Source organism: Sessilibacter sp. MAH1, from assembly GCF_054658315.1.
The window spans coordinates 78,899-100,533 of sequence record NZ_BAAGIC010000013.1 but is presented as its reverse complement, the minus strand read 5'-3'; the positions used below and the strand labels follow the sequence as shown (position 1 = coordinate 100,533).

General features: G+C 43.1%; 18 protein-coding genes. 7 read left to right on the top strand and 11 right to left on the bottom strand.

The features are described from left to right. Window positions 1–25 precede the first annotated feature (25 nt). Window positions 26–211, bottom strand: a complete 186-nt coding sequence (locus ACYQ28_RS13565) for a hypothetical protein (protein WP_460050847.1) — start codon at window positions 209–211, stop codon at window positions 26–28. Window positions 212–448: 237 nt separating this feature from the next. On the opposite strand from ACYQ28_RS13565, the gene ACYQ28_RS13560 reads away from it, so the two are divergent. After that, a complete protein-coding gene (locus ACYQ28_RS13560) occupies window positions 449–2,149 on the top strand; it encodes an ExeA family protein (protein WP_460050849.1) in 1,701 nt (566 codons plus the stop codon). A gap of 1 nt (window position 2,150) precedes the next feature. Beyond that, window positions 2,151–3,032: a general secretion pathway protein GspB gene (locus ACYQ28_RS13555; RefSeq protein WP_460050851.1), complete on the top strand. Its 882-nt coding sequence runs from the start codon at window positions 2,151–2,153 to the stop codon at window positions 3,030–3,032. 32 nt (window positions 3,033–3,064) lie between these two features. Here ACYQ28_RS13555 and ACYQ28_RS13550 read toward each other — a convergent pair whose 3' ends face one another. After that, on the bottom strand, window positions 3,065–3,676 hold the full coding sequence (locus tag ACYQ28_RS13550; protein WP_460050853.1) for a YigZ family protein: 612 nt from the start codon (window positions 3,674–3,676) through the stop codon (window positions 3,065–3,067). Between the two features lie 58 nt (window positions 3,677–3,734). On the opposite strand from ACYQ28_RS13550, the gene dusA reads away from it, so the two are divergent. From dusA to ACYQ28_RS13535, 3 genes are all read left to right on the top strand, one after another. Further along, on the top strand, window positions 3,735–4,760 hold the full coding sequence (gene dusA, locus ACYQ28_RS13545; protein ID WP_460050855.1) for a tRNA dihydrouridine(20/20a) synthase DusA: 1,026 nt from the start codon (window positions 3,735–3,737) through the stop codon (window positions 4,758–4,760). A gap of 107 nt (window positions 4,761–4,867) precedes the next feature. Continuing rightward, complete coding sequence (gene tal, locus ACYQ28_RS13540) at window positions 4,868–5,839, top strand: transaldolase (RefSeq protein WP_460050985.1); 972 nt, start codon at window positions 4,868–4,870, stop codon at window positions 5,837–5,839. A gap of 98 nt (window positions 5,840–5,937) precedes the next feature. Further along, a complete protein-coding gene (locus ACYQ28_RS13535; protein WP_460050857.1) occupies window positions 5,938–6,393 on the top strand; it encodes a tellurite resistance TerB family protein in 456 nt (151 codons plus the stop codon). Between the two features lie 82 nt (window positions 6,394–6,475). On the opposite strand, the gene ACYQ28_RS13530 is transcribed toward ACYQ28_RS13535, so the two are convergent. Together ACYQ28_RS13530 and ACYQ28_RS13525 are read right to left on the bottom strand one after the other, a co-directional pair. Then, window positions 6,476–6,958: an STAS domain-containing protein gene (locus ACYQ28_RS13530; RefSeq protein ID WP_460050859.1), complete on the bottom strand. Its 483-nt coding sequence runs from the start codon at window positions 6,956–6,958 to the stop codon at window positions 6,476–6,478. Between the two features lie 2 nt (window positions 6,959–6,960). Next, the gene (locus ACYQ28_RS13525; protein ID WP_460050861.1) at window positions 6,961–8,151 is read right to left on the bottom strand and encodes a PP2C family protein-serine/threonine phosphatase; all 1,191 of its coding nucleotides are present in this window, start codon (window positions 8,149–8,151) and stop codon (window positions 6,961–6,963) included. A gap of 293 nt (window positions 8,152–8,444) precedes the next feature. Between ACYQ28_RS13525 and ACYQ28_RS13520 the strand changes: the two genes are divergently transcribed. After that, window positions 8,445–8,753, top strand: a complete 309-nt coding sequence (locus ACYQ28_RS13520; protein ID WP_460050863.1) for a PilZ domain-containing protein — start codon at window positions 8,445–8,447, stop codon at window positions 8,751–8,753. A gap of 268 nt (window positions 8,754–9,021) precedes the next feature. Here ACYQ28_RS13520 and ACYQ28_RS13515 read toward each other — a convergent pair whose 3' ends face one another. From ACYQ28_RS13515 to ACYQ28_RS13490, 6 genes are all read right to left on the bottom strand, one after another. After that, window positions 9,022–9,810: an MlaA family lipoprotein gene (locus ACYQ28_RS13515; protein WP_460050865.1), complete on the bottom strand. Its 789-nt coding sequence runs from the start codon at window positions 9,808–9,810 to the stop codon at window positions 9,022–9,024. A gap of 562 nt (window positions 9,811–10,372) precedes the next feature. Beyond that, window positions 10,373–11,131 (bottom strand): HvfC family RiPP maturation protein, encoded by a 759-nt coding sequence (locus ACYQ28_RS13510; protein ID WP_460050867.1) that lies wholly within the window; start codon window positions 11,129–11,131, stop codon window positions 10,373–10,375. A gap of 51 nt (window positions 11,132–11,182) precedes the next feature. Next, entirely contained in the window at window positions 11,183–12,040 is an 858-nt protein-coding gene (locus tag ACYQ28_RS13505) for an HvfB family MNIO-type RiPP peptide maturase (RefSeq protein WP_460050869.1), read from the bottom strand. A 70-nt stretch (window positions 12,041–12,110) separates the two neighbouring features. Next, window positions 12,111–12,419: an HvfA family oxazolone/thioamide-modified RiPP metallophore gene (locus ACYQ28_RS13500; RefSeq protein WP_460050871.1), complete on the bottom strand. Its 309-nt coding sequence runs from the start codon at window positions 12,417–12,419 to the stop codon at window positions 12,111–12,113. A 454-nt stretch (window positions 12,420–12,873) separates the two neighbouring features. After that, the gene (hrpA, locus tag ACYQ28_RS13495; RefSeq protein ID WP_460050987.1) at window positions 12,874–16,809 is read right to left on the bottom strand and encodes an ATP-dependent RNA helicase HrpA; all 3,936 of its coding nucleotides are present in this window, start codon (window positions 16,807–16,809) and stop codon (window positions 12,874–12,876) included. 522 nt (window positions 16,810–17,331) lie between these two features. Continuing rightward, complete coding sequence (locus ACYQ28_RS13490) at window positions 17,332–19,518, bottom strand: VWA domain-containing protein (RefSeq protein WP_460050873.1); 2,187 nt, start codon at window positions 19,516–19,518, stop codon at window positions 17,332–17,334. Window positions 19,519–19,809: 291 nt separating this feature from the next. On the opposite strand from ACYQ28_RS13490, the gene ansA reads away from it, so the two are divergent. Then, entirely contained in the window at window positions 19,810–20,814 is a 1,005-nt protein-coding gene (gene ansA, locus ACYQ28_RS13485) for an asparaginase (protein ID WP_460050875.1), read from the top strand. Between the two features lie 175 nt (window positions 20,815–20,989). Here ansA and ACYQ28_RS13480 read toward each other — a convergent pair whose 3' ends face one another. Then, window positions 20,990–21,487, bottom strand: coding sequence for a hypothetical protein (locus tag ACYQ28_RS13480; RefSeq protein ID WP_460050877.1), 498 nt, complete (start codon window positions 21,485–21,487; stop codon window positions 20,990–20,992). Window positions 21,488–21,635 lie beyond the last annotated feature (148 nt).

The following is a 21,635-nucleotide window of genomic DNA, read 5'->3' as shown; positions in this document are numbered from 1 at the left end:
ATCAACCCTCCTAAAGGCAATGCACTTACAAGCGTTCGACCTTTTCTGCACCACAACGCTCGCAACGCGACACCGTCACCAACCGCCCTTGCTTAACATCAAATTTTTTCTCGGTGACTATTTTCCAACGATGAAAACCGCTGCGACAGAGGGTTTTACCCTTGTGCTTTTCAGACGCTTTGGGTCGTTTAAACGGAAGAACCTCGCCCACAAATGTGCTCCTAAGGCTTGGGTAATATCTCAATCATTTAATTTTAAGAAAGCTGCGCTACGAATACCAAAGGTAATTGCAAAAACGTTAACTCGGTAGACTTGAACTTGTGATGAAATCACAGCTCACACAGCCACGGCTTTCAGCAGACCTGCGCCCGAAGATACATATCGTATTTGCGACGCTTGGTTTATCATTGCCGCCTTATGAACAAACCGGTACGCACAACACTAACCTATGTATCATCAGCACTTTGGCTTAAAAGAAGCGCCTTTTTCGATTGCGCCTAACCCACGCTATCTCTTTATGAGCCGACGCCATAAAGAAGCGCTGGCGCATCTTATCTACGGCGTAAGCCATGGTGGCGGGTTTGTGCTGCTTACGGGAGAAGTTGGCACCGGTAAGACCACCATCAGCCGTTGTCTTTTGCGTCAATTACCGAAGAATACTGACGTTGCTTATATTCTCAATCCTTATCTCAACTCTACTGAGCTTTTAGCCAGTATCTGCGACGAACTCAAAGTCGATGGCGTTAAAGATACCAGCAGTTTGAAAGACCTCTCAGACCAGCTGCACGCGTTTTTACTGAAAAACCACAGCCAAGGCCGAAATACCGTTTTGATCATCGATGAAGCTCAGCACCTTGGTTATCAAGTTATGGAGCAGATTCGATTACTGACCAACCTCGAAACCGACGAAAAAAAGCTCTTGCAGATTATTTTTATCGGCCAGCCAGAACTGAACGAGATTCTCGCCAAGCCTGAATTAAGGCAACTTGCCCAAAGAATTACGGCTCGCTTTCACATAGATCCACTAACCTTGGCAGAAACCAAAGCTTATATTCGCCACCGCATGATGATTGCCGGACTACCAGCAAACCGATCCATTTTTACACCAACCGCGGTGAAGATAATCTTCCAAGCCTGCCAAGGTATTCCACGGTTAATTAACGTAACCTGTGACCGGGCGCTTTTAGGTACTTACACCCACGGGCTTAATCAGGTTGATAAAGAGATTGCGCAGTCGGCAGTAGAAGAAGCGACCGGTAAGAAAAGTGGCTCGGCCCTGAATAACTCACGTTTGGCCATTGCCACAGCCTCTGTTCTTTCGCTTACGGTATTGGTGTTAACTTTTTGGCTGGGGTATCAATATCTGCACTTAGAGCCCAACCCATTGACCGAAGATACCAACACCGGCGAAATTCAGCGAACGCCCGCAATCAATGCTGAAGCCAGTGCAATTCCAACAAGTACATCCCAGCAGGATACTCAAACTGCGTCTACGTCTGCTGAGCCGGATAACCGCCCTGCGCCGCCAGCTCAAATACTCCCAGATATCAAAACGCTCGGTTATCTCAATAAGGCTCAAGCATTGAATGAGCTGCAAAGAAATCTCAATGTATTTGCCGGTGATCTTAATCCCGTCTGTGACCGACTTGGGAACTACGGCGTGCAATGTCGCGATGAAAATGCGACCAGTTGGTTGGAGTTTAAAAGTTACAATCGGCCTTCGGTATTGGAGCTGTTAATTGAACATACGTCATACTATCTAGCAGTCGCCGAATTTAGTGACAACCAACTCATCGTAGTCAGCAATGCTCAACGTTATCCTTTGAGCCCTTTTGAACTTGGTCAGTATTGGACCGGAAAATTTACGCTCCTGTGGCAACCACCTCAAGGTTTTGAAGCACTGGCTAAACTTGGCGACAAATCGAATTACGTTAATTGGATTGCCCAGAGCTTTGCGGTAATTGATCAACGAGCCGAAGCGCTTACTGACTATACTTTCACCAAACCTTTAGAAACCCGCGTGGCGGTGTTCCAAGGCGATAACAACTTAGAGCCCGACGGTATTGTGGGGCTAAGAACCGTACTTAAGATGAATGACTACCTCAATAACGACTTCTCTCTAGACTCGAATTTACAAGGGCGTAATTGATATGTCGTATATTTTGGAAGCTTTGCAAAAATCAGAACAAGAACGCCAACAACAAGCAACGCCGACTATCTCCGCCGTGCATGACGGCGACTTTATAATTCGTCGAAAAAAAATTCACATCGCTTGGTGGTTTGTGATGGTACTAACGATTCTGTTAGTCGTATTACTGGGAATCATTATATTTCGAAAACCCGCTCCTCTAGTGGCTCCTGCATCGCCAACAAACACGACAAACCTTGCATCTTCGGCTCCGACCAATACCTCGGTCACACCAACAAGCAACCAAAATCCGCCACCTAGGGTGGCTGAAAGCAAAGTTCAGGAAGCTCCAAACCAAACTGCTACGCAGAACACGCAAGATAACACCGCTCAACAAACAACCGTTTTAAAAACCGAACCCAGCCGCTCGCAGTCGGCCATTGACCGTCTCTACCAAGCGAGCGCAGACCAACAATCAAACGCAAATCAACAATCCATAGCAATTACTGAGTCACCCCAAAGCAGTTTTCAAGAACTGACTCGACCGAAGGTAACCTCCGTTGATTTGACAAAGCCTCAATCACAAACCAATAAACAAACCGCACCAGCAAAAGCAGCAGTTGCAGCTATAGAAGAAGCGCCCAAAGAGCTTATCCCACTGATCTACGATCTACCCGATGCTGTGCAAAGCGAGATTCCACCCATCAATTACATTGCCCATGTGTATTCAAGTGATGCATCGAAAGGGTTTGTAATTATCAACAACGTTAAGCTGGTACCGGGCAGACAACTGCAAGGTGAGCTGTATCTCGAAAAGGTGTCGCAGGATTTTATTATCATGAATCAGAACGGATACCTGTTTAAGCTACCCGCAATGACCAACTGGAATGGTTTTGGCCGCTGAGCAGTATTCAGAAGACACCAGCACTGATTCACTTAATCTTCGAAGGATTCGACACTAACTTGCCCACCAGAAAGACTTATCAGCTGAGCTTCAAACTCATTGCGCTGGCGAGTGTTTACAAGGCAATCAATTTGAACTCGATTTGTGTAAGAAACCTCTTGAATAACGGCAGCAAACTGGTCAGAAACTCTGCGTACCAGAGCTTCTTCCGAAAAGTTACACAGCAGCTTTAATCGATCTTGCGGCTCTACTTGTTTGGTGGGTAAATCCGAAAGTCCTGCTGCTACCGAATCGCTGTAGGCTCTTTGCAGACCACCGGTACCCAATTTAATACCGCCAAAATAACGAACAACGGCAACGACAACCTCGCCCAAACCACTGTGCTCTAACATCGCCAACATTGGCCGTCCTGCGGTTCCGCTGGGCTCGCCATCGTCACTCATAGAACGAATCGTGGTGTTGGGCGCTCCTGCAACGTACGCCCAACACACATGCCGCGCCTGAGGATGCTGCTCACGAACCGCTTTTATGAAGCTCTCCGCAGAGATTCGATCTTCTGCTCGGCCAACATAGGCAATAAATCGGCTGCGCTTTATCTCAATCTCAGCCGAATGCTCGGTAGATGGTATACAATAGGACGTCATGAACTTTCGATGCTAAAAATCGAGAGGTTAATCCATTTTCAATATAGATTCAGCATTAGTGACCAAAAACGTAACGCCCCTAAAAACACTACCCGAGCGAAAATTCTGCTTAGCGCCCATGATGGAGTATTCGGATCGACATTGCCGATACCTGTGGCGTCTCATCAGCAAGAATGCTTGGGTCTACACTGAAATGGTGGTTAGCGGTGCCATTTTGCATGGCAATCGTCCACGCTTTTTAGATTTTCATCGAAAAGAGCATCCTATTGCTCTACAGATCGGCGGCAGTAATCCGCAAGAACTCGCCGAATGCGCTAAAATCGCCGAACAATGGGGTTACGATGAAGTAAACCTTAATTGCGGCTGCCCCAGCGATCGAGTACAAAACAATCAAATTGGCGCCATATTAATGCGCGATTCGGCACTGGTTGCCGAATGTGTCGCTGCCATGAAAGCAGCCTGCGATATTCCGGTGACGGTAAAACATCGCATTGGTGTTGATGAACTCGACCAGTTTGAACATATGGCTAAGTTTGTCGAGACTGTCGCCGATAGTGGCTGTGAAACCTTCATCGTGCACGCTCGCAAAGCTTGGTTACAAGGCCTTAGCCCTAAAGAGAATCGCGAAGTTCCGCCGCTAAATTACCCAGCCGTTTACGAGCTAAAGCAGTTATTTCCGCAGCTTGAAATCATTCTTAACGGTGGTTTGTGCTCTCTTGAAGACTGCCAAGAATCACTCAAGCACGTTGACGGCGTAATGGTTGGACGAGAAGCCTATTCAAATCCCTTCTTGTTGCGCGAAGTCGACGAAAAACTCTATCAATCGCCAAAACGGCATTTAACCCGCGAAGAAGTATTCGCCTGTTACTTAGATTATTGCCGCGAGGAAGTTGAACAAGGCACAAAAATACACCATCTTAGCAAGCACGTTTTAGGACTCTTTAACGGTTTGCCCGGAGCACGCCAATTCAGACGTTATATCAGCGAAAACGTCCATAAACCTGGCGCCAGTGTAGAAACGCTATGGCAAGCTTTTGGTCTACTAGGCCAGCACGAGCAACAACAAGCTCGCAGCGCAAAGTAAACTCTTATTTAACAATTTATTAGTCAAAACCGCTGTATTTGCGCAAACAGATGCCACAACAGCGGTAACCAATAAGGAACTTACCCAAAGCGATTGGGAACGAAGAGATTATGAATAAACTAGACACTTTAAAATCAGTTACAGATGTAGTCGCTGATACGGGTGATATTGAAGCCATTGCAAAATACAAACCCTTAGACGCAACGACCAATCCATCGTTGTTACTCAAAGCCGCACAATTGCCGCAATACCAATCACTACTCGAAGAGTCAATTCAGTGGGCAAATGAGCAGAGCGAATACGCCGAAGAAACCGCGAATCTGGCCGCTACTAAGCTTGGCGTTGCCATTGGTTGCGAAATTTTAAAGATTATTCCGGGTCGAATCTCCACAGAAGTGGACGCGCGCCTGTCTTTTGATACCAGCAAAACCCTTGCCAAAGCCCGCCAAATTATTGCCCTTTACGAGGAAGCAGGAATCGATAAGAGCCGAGTGCTTATTAAGATTGCCGCCACTTGGGAAGGCATTCGCGCCGCAGAAATTCTCGAAAAAGAGAACATCAACTGTAACCTAACCTTATTGTTCAGCTTCTCACAGGCAGTAGCCTGCGCCGAAGCCGGTGTATTTTTAATCTCGCCATTTGTGGGCCGAATTTTAGATTGGCACAAAGCCAAACAACCCAATCAAGATTTCTCAGGTGCAAATGATCCCGGTGTTCAATCGGTTAGCAAAATCTACGACTACTACAAAACTCATGGCTACAAGACTGTAGTAATGGGTGCAAGCTTCAGAAATATCAGTGAAATCGAAGAGCTGGCAGGTTGTGATCGATTAACTATTAGCCCGCAATTGCTTGCAGAGCTTGAAGCTGATACTGGCGCGCTTGTTACGAAATTGAGTGCATCTTCGGCTAAGAGTAACCTCAAGAAAATGAGTCTCTCAGAAGCAGAATTCCGTTTGCAATTAAACGACGACGCCATGGCCACCGAGAAACTGGCCGAAGGAATTCGTAATTTCATTGCCGACCAAGAAAAACTTGAAACTCTACTGACAGAAAAAGCGTCTAAGCCCGGCATGTAATTTTTAGGAACCTCTGATTAGCTCATTCATGATTTAATCAGAGGGCAAAAATTGAAAATGTGATCAACCACTGATTGGTCGCGCACTAACGGTTACTTATGTTTGATTTACTAAAGAATATTTTTGCGTTCGAACCAGAAACCAACTCGGAATCTACTCGTGAGCATCAATCGCGCTTAGCTGCAGCAGCACTATTAGTTGAAGTTGCCAATATTGATAGCAACTTCAGTGACGTAGAACATCAAACCATGATGAACATTCTTGAAACGCAATTTGACCTGTCATCTACCGAAGTTGAAGAGTTACAGCAACTTGCTCGACAAGAACAAGCGAGTGCGTCTTCGTTATATGAATTCACTTCTCTCGTTAACGAAAACTTTTCCAATGATCAAAAATTCGAGTTGATTATTAATATGTGGGAGGTAGCGTTTGCCGATGGCGAGATTGATAAGTACGAAGAATATATTATTCGCAGGGTTGCTGAACTCATTTATTTGGCTCATAACGATTTTATTCGAGCAAAACAAATTGCGAGAGAAAAGAGATTCAACTGAAGCGTGTGTTTACAACTATTAATTACTTACAACTATTAATTACTTACAACTATTAATTACTTACAAAAAGCGCGGTTAAAAACTACTTCTGCTCTAACGATTTCACCAAGTCGTTAAATTCTTGCCGGTTAACCTCGTTTAAACCCATCAAAATTTTGTGTGCTTCAATTACTTTTTGCTTAGCCACGGCTTCGTTTTTACAGTCTTCTCGCAACTGAACTTGAGATCCAACAGGCAAGTCTATGTTCGAAATTATCTCAAAAATATCTTCAAAACCCATACTTTCGAGCAAACGGTTGATACCAGAATTAGGGGAGATTACCAGCGGCAGTTGGTGAAAGCGCTCTTGAAATAAAATCGAGATTTTTGCCATTAAACCAAGCGTAGTGCTATCAATGGCTTCGGTTTCTCGCAAATCAAAAATAACGGAATGAAAGTTAGTCTTTGCATACATTTGATCAATAAACTGATCAAATGAAATACACAAAGTTAAACGAACATCACCAACCATTTTTATGACATTAGCGCCATCAACATCGGCGACAAATATCTTTCCGGATTGCATGGTTAATGCACACCTCTAGAAATGGTTAAGATTGAAATGTCATCAGGCACATAATCACCTTTATTAAGCCTCAATGCGCTAACAACAGAATCGATATTACCACGGCTACCAGATACCAAAGATAGTAATTTTTGCTCTTTTTCGATCAACGAATCACCCTGAATCGTCTCTAAAATACCATCGGTAAGCATCACTAAGCTGGAATGGTCAGGAAACTCTGCTGAATAGACCTCCCAGTTGGGATTGGTAAAAATACCCAGAGGCTTTCCTTTACCCTCTAAATACCGGGCACCTTTGCGAGTTACAATCATTGGTAGAGGCAAATGACCACCAATTGAGTAACGGAGTTGATTTTCATAAGTATCAATAACACCGATGAAACACGTTAAATGACTTTCGAACCTACCATGTTTGAGACTAGCATTGATTTCTTTCAATAACCAATTACAGCCTTCTTCAAAAGACTCTGGACTGGTGAAAAAACTATTCTCACGCACAGAACGCATAACCTGATACTTCAACCAAATTGTCACGAATGCAGACGATGCACCGTGCCCTGCCACGTCGGTTAAATAAAATGCTAAATACCGATCACCAAAATAGGCATAATCTAAAAAGTCGCCGCTCAGATAAAGCGAAGGAAAAACTTTGTAGTTGGCAACATAACCATTACGAATGAAAGGTCTTACCGGCAGCAATCGCTGCTGAACAATACGACCGGCACGTTGGTCTTTTTCAAGTGTTCGCAGGTTGTTTTCGAGTTCTTGATTGGCCTGCTCTAAACGTTTGCGATAGCGGCGGTTTTCAATCAATAGATCTTGGCGTTCCAATATTTTATCAATGGAGTGCACCAAAACTTCCATATCTGCGATTGGCTTAGTTAAAAAATCGCTAGCGCCTGCTCGCAACGCCTCAACCGCATCGATGAGAATTCCCGAACCTGAAATAATAATAACGCCCATTTCAGGATCAATTTCACGGACGCGCTCTAAGATATTAAAATCTTCAGCGCCACTAAGACGAATATCGGACAACACAAGGTCAGGTTGATGATCTTGCAAATTCTCCAACGCCGCCTTGCCATCATCGTATTCGATGACTTCAAAGCCACTATCTTCCAGATAAGCGCTCATGCTCTGTCGCACAAGCCGGTCATCATCGATTAGCAACAACTTTCGTTTGCCAATGACCATATTGCACCAACCCAGTGGCTCCAAGTTATAAACATTGAGGCCTCTATTTTAAACAATTATTAGAAGTGGAAAACAGGGTTCATTAACGTCATTTTTCAAACAATTCTAAATATGAAACCAGAAATCACTTACTTATTAAATTTAGACACAATTCAAAAATATCAATTCACTGGATTGACTAATTATTGCTGAAACGTCTGAAAACTAAAGTGTCGCAACATAAACAATATCAGCAAACTCAAGTACATAGACTAAACTGGCTGTATAAAACTAAAAACAAGCCAGGAGACATAATGAACTCTTCTATCGCGGCACATCGTGAGAAACGAAACTTCATAAGAATGGAGGTAAACACACCAGCCAGAATTTCCGTTACCAAAGATGATCACCATGAAACGGGGATTTGCAAAAATCTGAGCGGTAACGGCATGCTGCTTGAGTTATCCACCCAATACGACATAGGAGATCAGTTTGTTGTGAAGGTATCTTCCGCTCAAGAAAATGGCCCAAGTTTGGATGCACTGTGTACAGTAGCACGTCTTGAAAACGATGAGGAATCGGAAACGTTTCTCACTGGCGTGGTGATAGACAAGATTTTATAGGAAACCCGAATAAACTCGGGCTCCAGCGCAACAAGGATGTGTCGCCAACATTAAGCGCTGTAGGCGATTGAAATTGTCAAGAAACTAGAAATTGCATTGTCAATTTCGGTCCTCTGATTAAATCAGAGATGCGTTAATCAGAGGTTCCTATTGCGATCAAACAGAACCAAGCAGCCAGTATTGACTGCTTGTAATCAACCGACAAAACACTGCGTTCTTTCGAGGTTTTAACGTAAAAAACTCTTAGACATTGAGTATGGGCAGTGAACTACTCGTCTTGGAATTCAAAATCTTCCAAATCTTCAGCCTCAGATCCAAACTCGTCCTCAACTTTGCCGTCGTTAATTAAATATTCTCGACGTTGTAAATAAGCGTTTCTGAAGAACGCATAGCGGTCACCAGAAACTAGCTCTTCGGCAGATAAAAGCTGCGCGCGCGTGTTTACTGTGCGCAAGATTCCTGCCGCGAGTGCGGCATCATCGTCGTCAATATAAACAACAGGATCAACGTAAAAATCTGCAATCGTACCGACAGAATCACGAACGGTCGACGGCCCCAAAAGTGGTAACACCAAGTAAGGACCTTGACCCACGCCCCAAGCGGCCATGGTTTGACCAAAATCCTCACCTTCTAATTTAGGCAAGCCGATGTTTTTAGCCACGTCGAAAATACCAACAATGCCTACGGTGGAATTAACTAAAAATCGACCGGTGCTGTTACCGGCTTTTTTCCATTTCCACTGAAAGATATTGTTAACGAGATTACGAACTTCAGTCAAATTACTGAACACGTTCGTCACACCATTTTCGACGCGATTAGGTGTTACCGCTCGATAGCCTTTGGCAACGGGCTTCAAGATAAATCGGTCTAAATGATGGTTAAATCCAAACATTACCCTGTTGAAACCTTCGAATGGATCGTAGGGTTCATCAACGGCGAAGGAAGCATTAAAAGTAGTATCTGTCGATTCCTGTTCGGAATTTAAACTGACCTGTGCAGAAGCGAGAGTTGAGGTTAGGCCCAAAAAAATACCAAACACTAAAGGTTTCACATTCATAAAACGTCCAAAAATAATTATTTTTGAGAATTTGCCACGTAAGTTATTCCATAGTCTAACAGCGAAATAAACGTTACAACACTATAGGGGCCTCTGATTAACGCACCCATAATTTAATCGGAAGACAGAAATTGACAATGCGATTTCTAATTTCTTCACAATTTCAATCACTTAGCGCTCTTGCGATTAGCGACACAACCTTGCGTCACAGGAAGCTGTGGGTTAATTGCAGCTTCCCATAACCATACGCAAAATCAGAGAAATGCGACGAACAACCAACACTCACATCTATAAGTCTTATTATTAATAAAACACTTTCTGCGAATTGAAAAATAGAATTGTAAGACCAAGAGGAAGAATTAATTTGACGATTAATCCACAGAATCGGTGGCTTCTTTCAAAAACTCAATTTTGGAACAATGCGTAACAATCGAAGGGATAAGAAATTTAAGTGAACTTAGAGTGAGGCTATGGCGCGGGAAGATCTAATCTCTGATTAGATCTTCGAGGAATTCTTTAGAGATATTTTTTAACCCAAAAAAGCAATCAGAAATACAATCATTTAATTCGCTAATGATTTAGCGCCACAAATGACACCTGCTTGGTGCAACTGATGCAATAACGGCGTACCCATGTTGATAATTGCTTCAACATCGGGAGCTTGAAGTTCTTGAGCAATGGCTTCTAGAACGGCTCTTCCAGTCAACATTTCCTCACTTTGCAGAAGCTGAACCAATCGATTGGTCACCGCATTGGACTCCATGAACTTTACTCGGTCATCACGATTGCGATACACCAATAAGAACGTTGGTTGTTCAGGAGTTTCTGTCGGTTGAAAGTGTTCCCCAATACGATGCACCGGATATTGGTATGACAAGCACCAAACTAAGGGGCTAACAACGAGCTTATCGTTTAATAAATCACCGCTTAATTGCTCGGTTGGAAATTCTTCCGTCGAAATATCCAACGCCAATTCCACCCATTCGTAATGAGCTAATTCCAACATAAACGGAGGATCGTTTTCTTGAAAAACACGATCTTCCTGAAGATATTTTAAGAATTCTTGGCTGATTTCCAAAAAATACGGCGTATGACTTTGGTGGGTCTGAATAAAATCCCGAACCATTGCATGCCAAGCTTCATCGTCAAAAATGGATCGTAAAATTGGAAATCCACCACTGATAAAGCCTTCAATATTTTTGTAGATAAGGTCTCGATAAACCTGCAAGCGGCGGTCATCTACTCCTTGAGGAGGAGCGACATGGTCAGGATCACGAAGATGACTGGCTAATTGGTATTGTGTTTCCTGAAATGAATACATCGCTGGCTGCTCAAAGAATCTAACTTATAAGTGATCAGATAAATACGGTTATTAAACGTGCACTTGTGCGGAGGTTGTTCTCTTTGTGCGAGCGTTTGCTTGAAGTTTTTTAATGATTTCAAGCTCGACTAACAGCTCAGCCGCCGGAGGAATATTGAAGTCACGCTCTAACAGCGTTGGTTTAACACCAAAGATTTCATAAGCCTTGGCCAGCAAATCCCAAACAGGATCAATAACCTGTGCGCCGTGGGTATCCACTTTTAAGTCTTCGGCTTCGTTATAGTGACCGGCAACATGGATGTATAAGGTTCTGTCACCGGGCATAGCGCGCAAGAACTCTTCGGCATCATAACCGTGGTTAATGCTGTTCACGTAAATGTTGTTTACGTCTAACAAAAGATCACAGTCCGCTTCTTCAATGACTGCGTTGATAAAATCGATTTCGCGCATTTCTTGTTGCGGCGCGCAATAATAAGAGACATTCTCCATCGCGATTTTACGACCAAGAAAGTCTTGTACATGGCGAATTCTTTGCGCTGTGTACTTAACGGCTTCTTCGGTAAATGGAATGGGTACTAGATCGTAAAGATGGGAATCGTCACTGCAAAAACTGAGGTGCTCGGTATAGGTCTCGATATTATGTTTTTGCATAAACTTTTTAATATCGGACAACAAGCCTAAATCCAGCGGAGCTGGTGAACCTATCGATAACGATAAGCCATGACACACGAACGGGAACCGTTCGGTGTAAGATCTGAAACGTTTCTCGAAACGTCCTCCCAAACCGATCCAGTTTTCGGGAGCAACTTCCATAAATTGAATATCGGAAGTTGTGGTATCTGCGAGAGAGTCTAGAAGACTCCGTCGCAGACCAAGACCGGCGCCGTTTAGAGGTGAATTGTTGTTCATACTTTTCTCCTTTAATACGGCCCCAGCCGCTAACAAATGCTATTAGATAATGTACGGATACCTTTCGGTATTAGCCGCCACACTTACCTTCTCCACATTTGCCTTCGCCTTTCTCAGCTTTGTCGCCGCCGCATTTGCCTTCACCGCATTTGCCTTCGCCGTCAGCTTTTTCTTCGCCTTTCTCGCCGCCGCATTTGCCTTCACCGCATTTGCCTTCGCCGCACTTACCTTCCATTTCGCCAGCTAGGTTATAGCCTTGAGAAAGTTCGGTAACGGTGAATGGGTTCTCGGCAGCATTTGCCAACGGAGCCAAAGATGCAGTTGCAAGAAAAGCTGCGCCAACTGCTGCCGCCAATGGTAGAGACTTAGACTTCGCCATAGTGTTTCTCCTAGATTATAAAAACTACACTTGTTATTGTTTAAAAAACTTGTCGCCCGGTAGACTCGGCTCAAATTCAGAAGTTTCTGAGCATGAGTGTTAAAAACGATGTTGTTATGATTTAGCAATACTTTTGTTAAATAGTAACTGGAATGGGCCTAAATAAACACTTGATCGGTCATTAAAAAATAGTCATCCAGTCAATTTGAAATCGCATTTAAAATATCTTTGTCGATTTGTTGTGTTTGATAGCCCGCCACAAACAAAAGTTCGTACAAAAAATATCACAATTTCAAAACATGATTGAGTGTTTTTTGATCTAACCACTTAAATTTGAAGCCGTATCATATTGGCTTACCAAACGGTAGGCTGTGATCAAAATCAACCTGTTCAAAATTAACGACTAACATCACAAAATATACGACTAAGCCGTCAAAGAAACATGTCTCTGTTATCACAAATTGGTCACGATTTCCTGCCACAGCTTATCGAGTCGCTTTGAAGAAATAGGCTGTGGCGTTTTTAGAGTTTGCGCAAATAACGAAACTCTTAGCTCTTCAATTTGCCAACGGTAGCTTTCTACCCTCTCGTTACCCTTACACCAGATCGAGCCTTTTTTTGCTAAGAGATCTTTATAACGCTGCCAGTGCTCGTCGATTTCGGCAATAAAACTTTTATCCTTCTGAACGTTTAACACCACCTTCTCAATACGAACCTCAATTGCTTTTAGATAACGCGGAAATTGCTGGAATTGTTCGAATTTGGTTTCGTATAAAAATTGTGGATAAATAAGAGCATCCAATTGATTTTTAATATCATTAGCCGCCCAAGTTAACGCTAAAGCGTTTTTGTTCGATTTTAACGCGTTTTTAATACTGACCATTTGTCCAAGCAAATCAAAAAATATTTTTTCGATTTCAATAGCGCGAGGAATAATGCCATGGCGATGCTGTTCGATACTTTCTTCAAACGCTTCTTGGGAGCGAAGTACGCCATCAGGAAAAATAATCTCACGGATGGCCGCAGCAATTATATCGTCGGTTACGGCTTCTCTGCTTTTTAGCGAAGTAACCACAATACCAATATCTCTGCCCTTCAATAATTCTTTCTTTAAATATTTAACCATTTGATGCTCTTTGAGCATCACCAAGCGAACACTACCGCGCAAACTTAATAAATCGGCTTCGACGGGATTATCGTGCATCTTCAGTGACACAGAATCACCGTCATCGACCAACGCTGGGAATGCAGAAATATTTACACCCGAACGTTTTAATTTTTTAGTTTGCGGTAAATCACCAAACGTCCATTGCGTTAAACCCGTTTGCTCAACCGACTGACCGGCAGTTTGCAGAGTTTTTTGGACGTTTTCACGATACTTTTCTTTTAAATGCTCAAGATCACGGCTTTGCTCAATTAACTTACCACGATCATCTACCACTTTAAAATTCATCTGGTAGTAGTGATCTAGCTGGATAGACTCCCATGCGTCTTTTGGCACGCGAACCTGCGTTAATCGAAATAATTGCTCACTTAAAGCATCAGTGAGTGGCGTATTTCCGGGAATTAAATTTAAAGCAGCTCGATCGGCAAATGACGGTACGGGCACAAAGTTTTTTCGCCACTGTTTTGGTAAGCCTTTAATTAAAGCTGTGCATTTTTCTTTAAGAATTCCGGGCACAAGCCATTGGCAAGAGAATTCTGGAATTTGATGCAACAGGGCCACGGGAATATGTACGCTGACGCCATCATCGACACTGGTAGGATCAAAATGATAGCTGACTTTATACTCGACGCCATTCCACGTCACAGAGCTTGGAAATTGCACTTCGGTAATATCATCTGCCGCGTGCAGCATGAGCTGCTCACGACTTAAATACAATATTTTTGGATTTTCGAGTTCGGCTTTTTTTCGCCAATGCTCAAAAGCTGCTAGATTAACCGCCTCATCGCCTATTCGCTGATCGTAAAAATCAAAAATAACTTGGTCGTCCACCAAGATATCTTTTCGACGAGATTTTGCTTCTAAATCGATAACGTCTTTAATTAACGCGGTATTGTAGCGATAAAACTCACCTGGCCCGGAGCTGGTATTTTTTTTATTTCGCGACGTTTTCGCTTCTAAATAACGACCTTCCACAAGTGCCGAGCGAATAAATACTTCACGAGCTTCTTTTGCGTTAATGCTCGAATAATTAATGCGCTGCTTTTCGATCAGCGTTAAACCCATCAAGGTAACGCGTTCATACGCCATTACTTGCCCGCGACTGGGATTATAATGCGGCTCGAAATAATTGCGTTTTACTAAATGCTCACCGGCTTTGTAAATCCACAGCGGATCAACCTTAGCAACATTATGCGCATAGAGCTTTGCGGTTTCTAACAATTCGCCCGCACACAGCCACTGTGGACGTTTTTTAAATTGCGAAGAACCGGGAAAAATAGAAAACTTGCGATTACGCGTTCCAAGATAATCGTTATTTTCGGTTTTTTGTCCGACATAATCCAACAAACCCACCAATAATGACTGATGAATAACGTCGTAACCAGCTTCTGCGGCATTTTCTGTGAGCTTTAACGGTTTACAAGCCACTCGCAATTGATGATGGATGTCCCGCCACTCACGCATTCGTAAATAAGAAATAAATTCTTTTTTCAGCAGCTTACGCAGTTGATTTTGCGACAGCTCTTGGCGTTGCTGCTCTACGTAATCCCACAGTGAAAGATAGGCCAAAAAGTCGGATTCTTCGTGCCAAAAGCGGCGATGCTTTTCATCAGAGGCTTGTTGTTTATCGGCGGGCCGCTCACGAGGATCTTGCACGGCAAGCGCACTAACAATCACCAAAACTTCTTTTAACGCTTGGTGTTTATCTGCCTCTAAAACCACCGCCCCCAGTCGTGGATCAATAGGTAATGAAGCAATTTTGCGACCTAATTCGGTTACTCGATTTTTATCATCAACGGCTTTTAATTCTCTCAGTAAGTTATATCCGTCGTTAATTAAGCGCCTATCGGGAGAGTCAATAAACGGAAAATGACGAATATCACCCAGTCGCAGCTGCAACATTTGCAAAATGACCGACGCCAAGTTAGTTCTTAAAATCTCTGGATCGGTAAACTCTTGGCGAGCGAGAAAGTCGGATTCTTCGTAAAGACGAACGCAAATACCCGCGCTGATACGACCACAGCGGCCCTTGCGTTGGTTGGCACTGGCTTGAGAAATTGCCTCAATCGGCAAACGTTGAATTTTGGTTCGATAGCTGTAGCGGCTGATACGAGCGTAACCCGGATCAATCACGTAACGAATCCCTGGCACGGTAACCGAGGTTTCTGCAACGTTGGTGGCCAAGACAATGCGTCGGCCACGATGATTACTGAACACACGAGTTTGTTCGGCCAAACTGAGTCGCGCATACAAGGGTAAAACTTCAAGATGGGGAATATCGGCTTTACGCAGGGCCAAAGCAGCTTCGCGAATTTCTCGTTCACCGCTTAAAAACACTAAAAAGTCACCGCCTCGACTGCTGGAACCTTGACTTTTTTCTTCGTGTAATAATTCTTCAACGGCACTGACTATCGCTTGATACTGATCGTCTTCATCGTCGATCATGGGTCGATAACGAACATCGACCGGATAGGTTCTGCCGGACACTTCAATAATGGGCGCGTCGTTAAAGTGCTTTGAAAAGCGCTCCAAATCAATGGTCGCCGACGTGATAATGACTTTTAAATCCGGGCGTTTTGGCAAAATCGATTTTATGTAACCCAACAAGAAATCGATATTTAAACTGCGTTCATGAGCTTCATCGATAATTAACGTATCGTAACGATTTAGGTAACGATCATTTTGAATTTCAGCAAGTAAAATACCGTCGGTCATTAATTTAATGTAGGTTTGATCGGTACTGTTGTCGTTAAATCGAACCTGATAACCCACACCTTGGCCAAGTTCAACATTAAGTTCTTCGGCAATGCGATTGGCCACGGTACTTGCCGCCAAGCGTCTCGGTTGTGTATGACCAATCACACCGTTGATGCCTCGACCTAAGGACAAACATATTTTCGGCAATTGAGTGGTTTTACCCGAACCGGTTTCACCGGCCAAAATAACCACTTGGTGCTTACTGATGGCCTCGGCGATTTCTTCCCGTCGCTCCGAAATCGGTAATTGCTCGGGAAACTCAATATTCGGCAACAGTTGTTTCTTAAGCGCAACCGCAGTACTAGATACTTCATACCCAGATTTCAATTTATCGAACAAACGGTCGACCGGTTTTTGCTCGGCTGAACGAGTTTGAACCTCGTGCCAGAGCTTTTGTAATCCATATTTATCTTTGTTCAATACGCGTTCAAAGTCAGGCGTAAATTCTTGTATTTCGTGTTCAGACATCGATGATTTGTCTACCAATATTGGGTTTTGCTCGATTGATAACCATTGAGTCAACGTTAAATCGTGAAACGGTCAGCCAATACGAGTTGAATGATCTATTAACAGGTGATTATACCGAAAGGAACGTAAATCTCGTGGTATTCGATCTACGAAAATAGGTGAGTATTAGTTTGAGAAAAGACGAACAAGGCAAACCTTGTCTCAGAAAAGGGTAATAATCAGTCAATACGGCCGCATGAAAACGGTAAAACCGATTTGCGATTCATTCTAAGCCTTGCTGGGTTCAACATGTTAACGTTGGTAACTGTTTCAAGAAGATCCTCTGATTAACTCATCTATAATTAACTCACCCCTGATTCAATCAGAGAACAGAAATTGACAATGCGATTTCCAATTTATTGTCAATTTCAATGACTTACCGTTCTTGAAATTGGCGACCTATCCTTTTGCCGCTGGAAACTCTGGGTTAATCAGAGCTTCCTCTAGATATTTTTGAGTCAGAACCCTTATGTTGGAAACGTTTTAGGCTTTCTTATCTTTCTCCTCGTCACCGTCATCGCCAATTAAATCTCCGAGGCTTTCATCGCCAGAGAAGTCATCCAACGTAAACTCTTCGTCGGCATCGGATTCGTCGCCTTCCGCGTCGGCCAGAAGAGCATCTAAGTCGTCCATAGGCGCCTCTGGTAATTCATCAAAGGTTTCACCACTTTCGGCCAAGCCTTCGTCGCTTGAAATATCCATTCCTTGAGCGTCGGTCTCGTCTTCATCATCGCTGCCCGAAATCAGAGCTTCCAAATCCACCTCTTCGTTATCGTCAGAAATATCGGCCATGGCTAAAGCTGCGCTGTCGGTACTAGCGGTATTTTTTGGTGCCTCTTCTTTCTTCTCTTTTTCTTTTGCAGGTTTCTCTTTGGTTTTCTTCGGTTTTTTCTCTTTTGGAGCTTCTTCACCATCGGCCGATTTTTTTCCGAAAATCATGCGATAAGCGATAAATGCCAACGCAAAGACCAAAAGGTTGCCGCCGCCAATGGCCGCGTAAACCCACCAAGGTGTACCACTAGGCTCTGGCTCAGGAGGCACTTCGGCCTCTTGCGTATCGGAAGGTTCTTCGATTTTAGGTTCAGCCATGGGCCCTTCGGCAACCTTGCCGTCGGGATAACTAAATGACATGGCTTTGGGTTCAAAGGTTGAGCGACTACCGTCTTTTTCGACAACATCAATCGACAGTGACAACTCGTAAGTACCTTCTTCTTTTGCTTCGTATTCCAACTGCCAAATATCATTTTTTGCCAGCACCAATGGCGCTATTTTGCTTTGTCGACTAGGACTTTTTATGCGAGCAATTACGTTGGTTTTATCCAAATCCAACGTCTGCAAAAAAGGAGACGCAATTATTTTGAAGAGGTTTGATTGCTCGGATTTTTGTTTGACTGTGATAGAAAAAGCATCGCGAACTGTTACCCGATGTTTAAATTGACGAGTAAAGGTTTTGCCATCAACCAGAATTTTTACGGTGTAATCACCTGCAGTGGCAAATTTTTCTAAAGTGGTTCTATAGATACCATCATTTGGAATGGCGTTGCTCAAACTCTCAACCCAACGGTCGCTTTCGCTGGTGATTTCAACACCAATATTGAGCAACTGTAAGAAATTTTCGTCTGAGATTGTTGAACCTTCTTCCTGTAGCATTAGTTCAACCGAAAGGTTTTGTCCGGTAAAAATATTTGCAGGTAAGGGTTTGACGATCAAATTTAAATCGCTTACCACCGTAATACGGCTGTCTGGAGCAATGCTCGCATCAACAATCCACTCACCCTCAAGAGGTCGTTGAATGGTGATCAAGTCATAGTCTAACGTCGAATGCCAATTGACATCGGCTTCCGAAGTTGCCGACTGCGCACTGTATTTATGTTGGTCAGGGCCAATAATCGTGCTCGGTTGCAGCTTGTCTTGCTTAAAAATCAGCGCGGTAAATTCCTCGACACTGGAATCGACAAAAAAGCTATTGCCATCAATCGGTAACTGTTCGGCGGGAACCGCTTGATCAAAGGCGTTCAAAAATGCTTTCAGCAACTCATCTGCGGTTTTCGCGACCGCGGCTCGACCACCAGTACTCAACGCTATTTTGCTTAGAAGTGTATTATCTGCATTATCCGAAAGAGCAATGGTGTGCACATGAATTCCGGCAGCGGCCAACTTTGGGATTACCTCATCAACAATTCTGCGCCACTCTTTCTCGTTGATTGCTGGATTTTTATCGATATCAACCATGCCATCGGTTAATAAAATGATGCTAGTTTGATAGTCTCCGCCAGCTTCTGCGGCATAGGCGGCTTTATCCAATGCTTCGCCGATGTTGGTATAAAGACCAACAGAGTTGATTTGCTTGGCAAGTGTCTGCGCTTGTTTCGCCCAATTTTCATCCACTGGTTTATGCGGTACAAGCATGTTTACATACTGTCCAAAGGTCCAAACACCAGCCTTGCTGTTTTCTGGAAGTAACTTAACGAGCAGATCAACCGCCGGTTGGCGAAGATTTTGTGGATCGTTAAGTTTCATACTGCCGGAAATATCAACAACCAACCGAACATCCGCCGGCTGCTGTGCCGAAGCAATATTAGTAGTTAATAACACTGCTATCGACAAGCACAGCCATGCCGCTGCTAACCAATGCCGAAGAATATTTGAGTTTATGTGGCTGCTGCTCACGAAAAATCCTAAAATGCGCAAAATTTAATAAGGGCTTTTAAAAAAGTTTAGGAGATTTATCGACCAGTGCAGGAAAATCTTAATTGACCATTACGGTAATGCTAGATCTTCATAAGAAAAGTCTTACATAATGATATGCTAGTTATTTAGAAAGACTCTGTGGCTACTGGAAATTAATCGTCACTCGAAACTAATGACTATTTGAAATTAGCTTCACAAAAAAACACCACAACATTGCCTTTTACAGCGCAATTGTCTCGATCCACTCAAATAAAAACAGACTTAATTTTTGTGAAAAAACACATTTATATTGCATACACCGGCGGAACCATAGGAATGGAGCCGTCTGCACAAGGATACGTTCCAAAAGCTGGTTTTTTGGCAAATACTTTAGCCGCTATGACCGAGCTAACACATGAAGAGATGCCAGACTATACGCTACACGAATATCAGCCACTTATAGATTCTTCCGACATGTCTCCTCGGCACTGGCAAATTATTGCCGAAGATATTCGCCAAAATTACGAAAAATACGACGGTTTTGTTGTTCTTCATGGTACCGACACCATGGCTTTTACGGCTTCAGCACTGTCATTTATGTTCGAGAACCTATCAAAACCTGTCGTTGTTACCGGCTCGCAAATTCCGATTGCACAACTAAGGTCGGACGGTCAAACAAACTTGTTGAATGCGCTGTATATCGCGGCAAACTATCCTATACACGAAGTAGGTTTATTTTTTAATAACAAACTCTTGCGAGGTAATCGCAGCAAAAAAATCCACTCCGATGGTTTAGCGGCGTTCAATTCTCCGAATTTACCTCCGTTACTGGAGGCTGGTATTAAAATAAAACCCATTGAAGGCGTCGTAAAAGACAATATTAATCAAGAGCTATTGGTTGCTGATATTAAATCGCAAGCAATTGGCGTTATTATGTTGTATCCGGGAATACAGGCCGAAGTTATTCGAAATGCGGTATTACAGCCTGTTAAAGCCCTAATACTAATCAGTTACGGCGTTGGTAATGCACCAAACAGCAAAGAATTCATTCAAGCAATTAAACATGCTATCGACAACGGCACAATTGTTGTTAATTGCACCCAATGCTTAAAAGGGGGTGTAGACATGCAAAGTTACGCCACCGGCAATACATTGAAAAATCTCGGTGTTGTCTCTGCAAAAAATATGACTTTTGAGGCAAGCTTGGCAAAATTGCACTATTTGCTGTCGAAAGAGCTATCCTCGAACACCATAAAACAAATGTTCGAGGATAATCTTAGAGGCGAGATGGATTAAGGAAACTCTGATTAACCTAGAGTTTCCAGCGACACAAGGATGTGTCGCCAATTTCAAGAACGGTAAGTGATTGAAATTGTGAAGAAATTGGAAATCGCATTTTCAATTTCTGTCCTCTGATTAAATCAGGGATAAGTTAATCAGAGGTTCCTTAAGTGTTAAACAACAATTTTCATTAATTGAAATCCACATTTAACCCTAGGTCTATTAAATACTCCATTTGACAGGGCTTACCGTCACAAAGCCCTGGATCAAATTTGGTCTCAAATAACAATGCAATAATAAACTCTGTCATAGCTTGATTAGGAGACGAATAAACTTGCACTTGTTCCGCAACACCTTTAGCACTCACAGTGGCAATTGCCACCAAATCTCCCTCACGTAAGTTAAGTTTGTGGTACTTAATTAGTGGTAGATAGATTGATTTCAAGCCTTTATTGGGAAAAGGTGGCGAATCATTTTCACCAAGGTCTTCATAATTAGCTCTTATAATTGCTTGCTCTTCTGGAGCCATTTGCTTGTAACGTTTATCGAAAGGTACCGAACTCGTCGCTAAATTGGTTTTAAAGCGCGAGCCTACCTCAGGTTTACCTTTTAAAGTGTAGACTTTTGCATTCGTAAAAGCAGACAGTACAACAAAAATAACGAAAGTTATAAGCTTTACAGTTCTCATAGTTATAGTTCAGATCCATTAATTATCAGAGATATTTCGTCAGACGCTTCAAATGTGCAAAAAGGTTGCATCGAATCTCATCAAAGAACGAATAGAACCAAAGTCAAAGCATTGCTGATTCAATTACATAAATGCAGCTCCTGTAAAC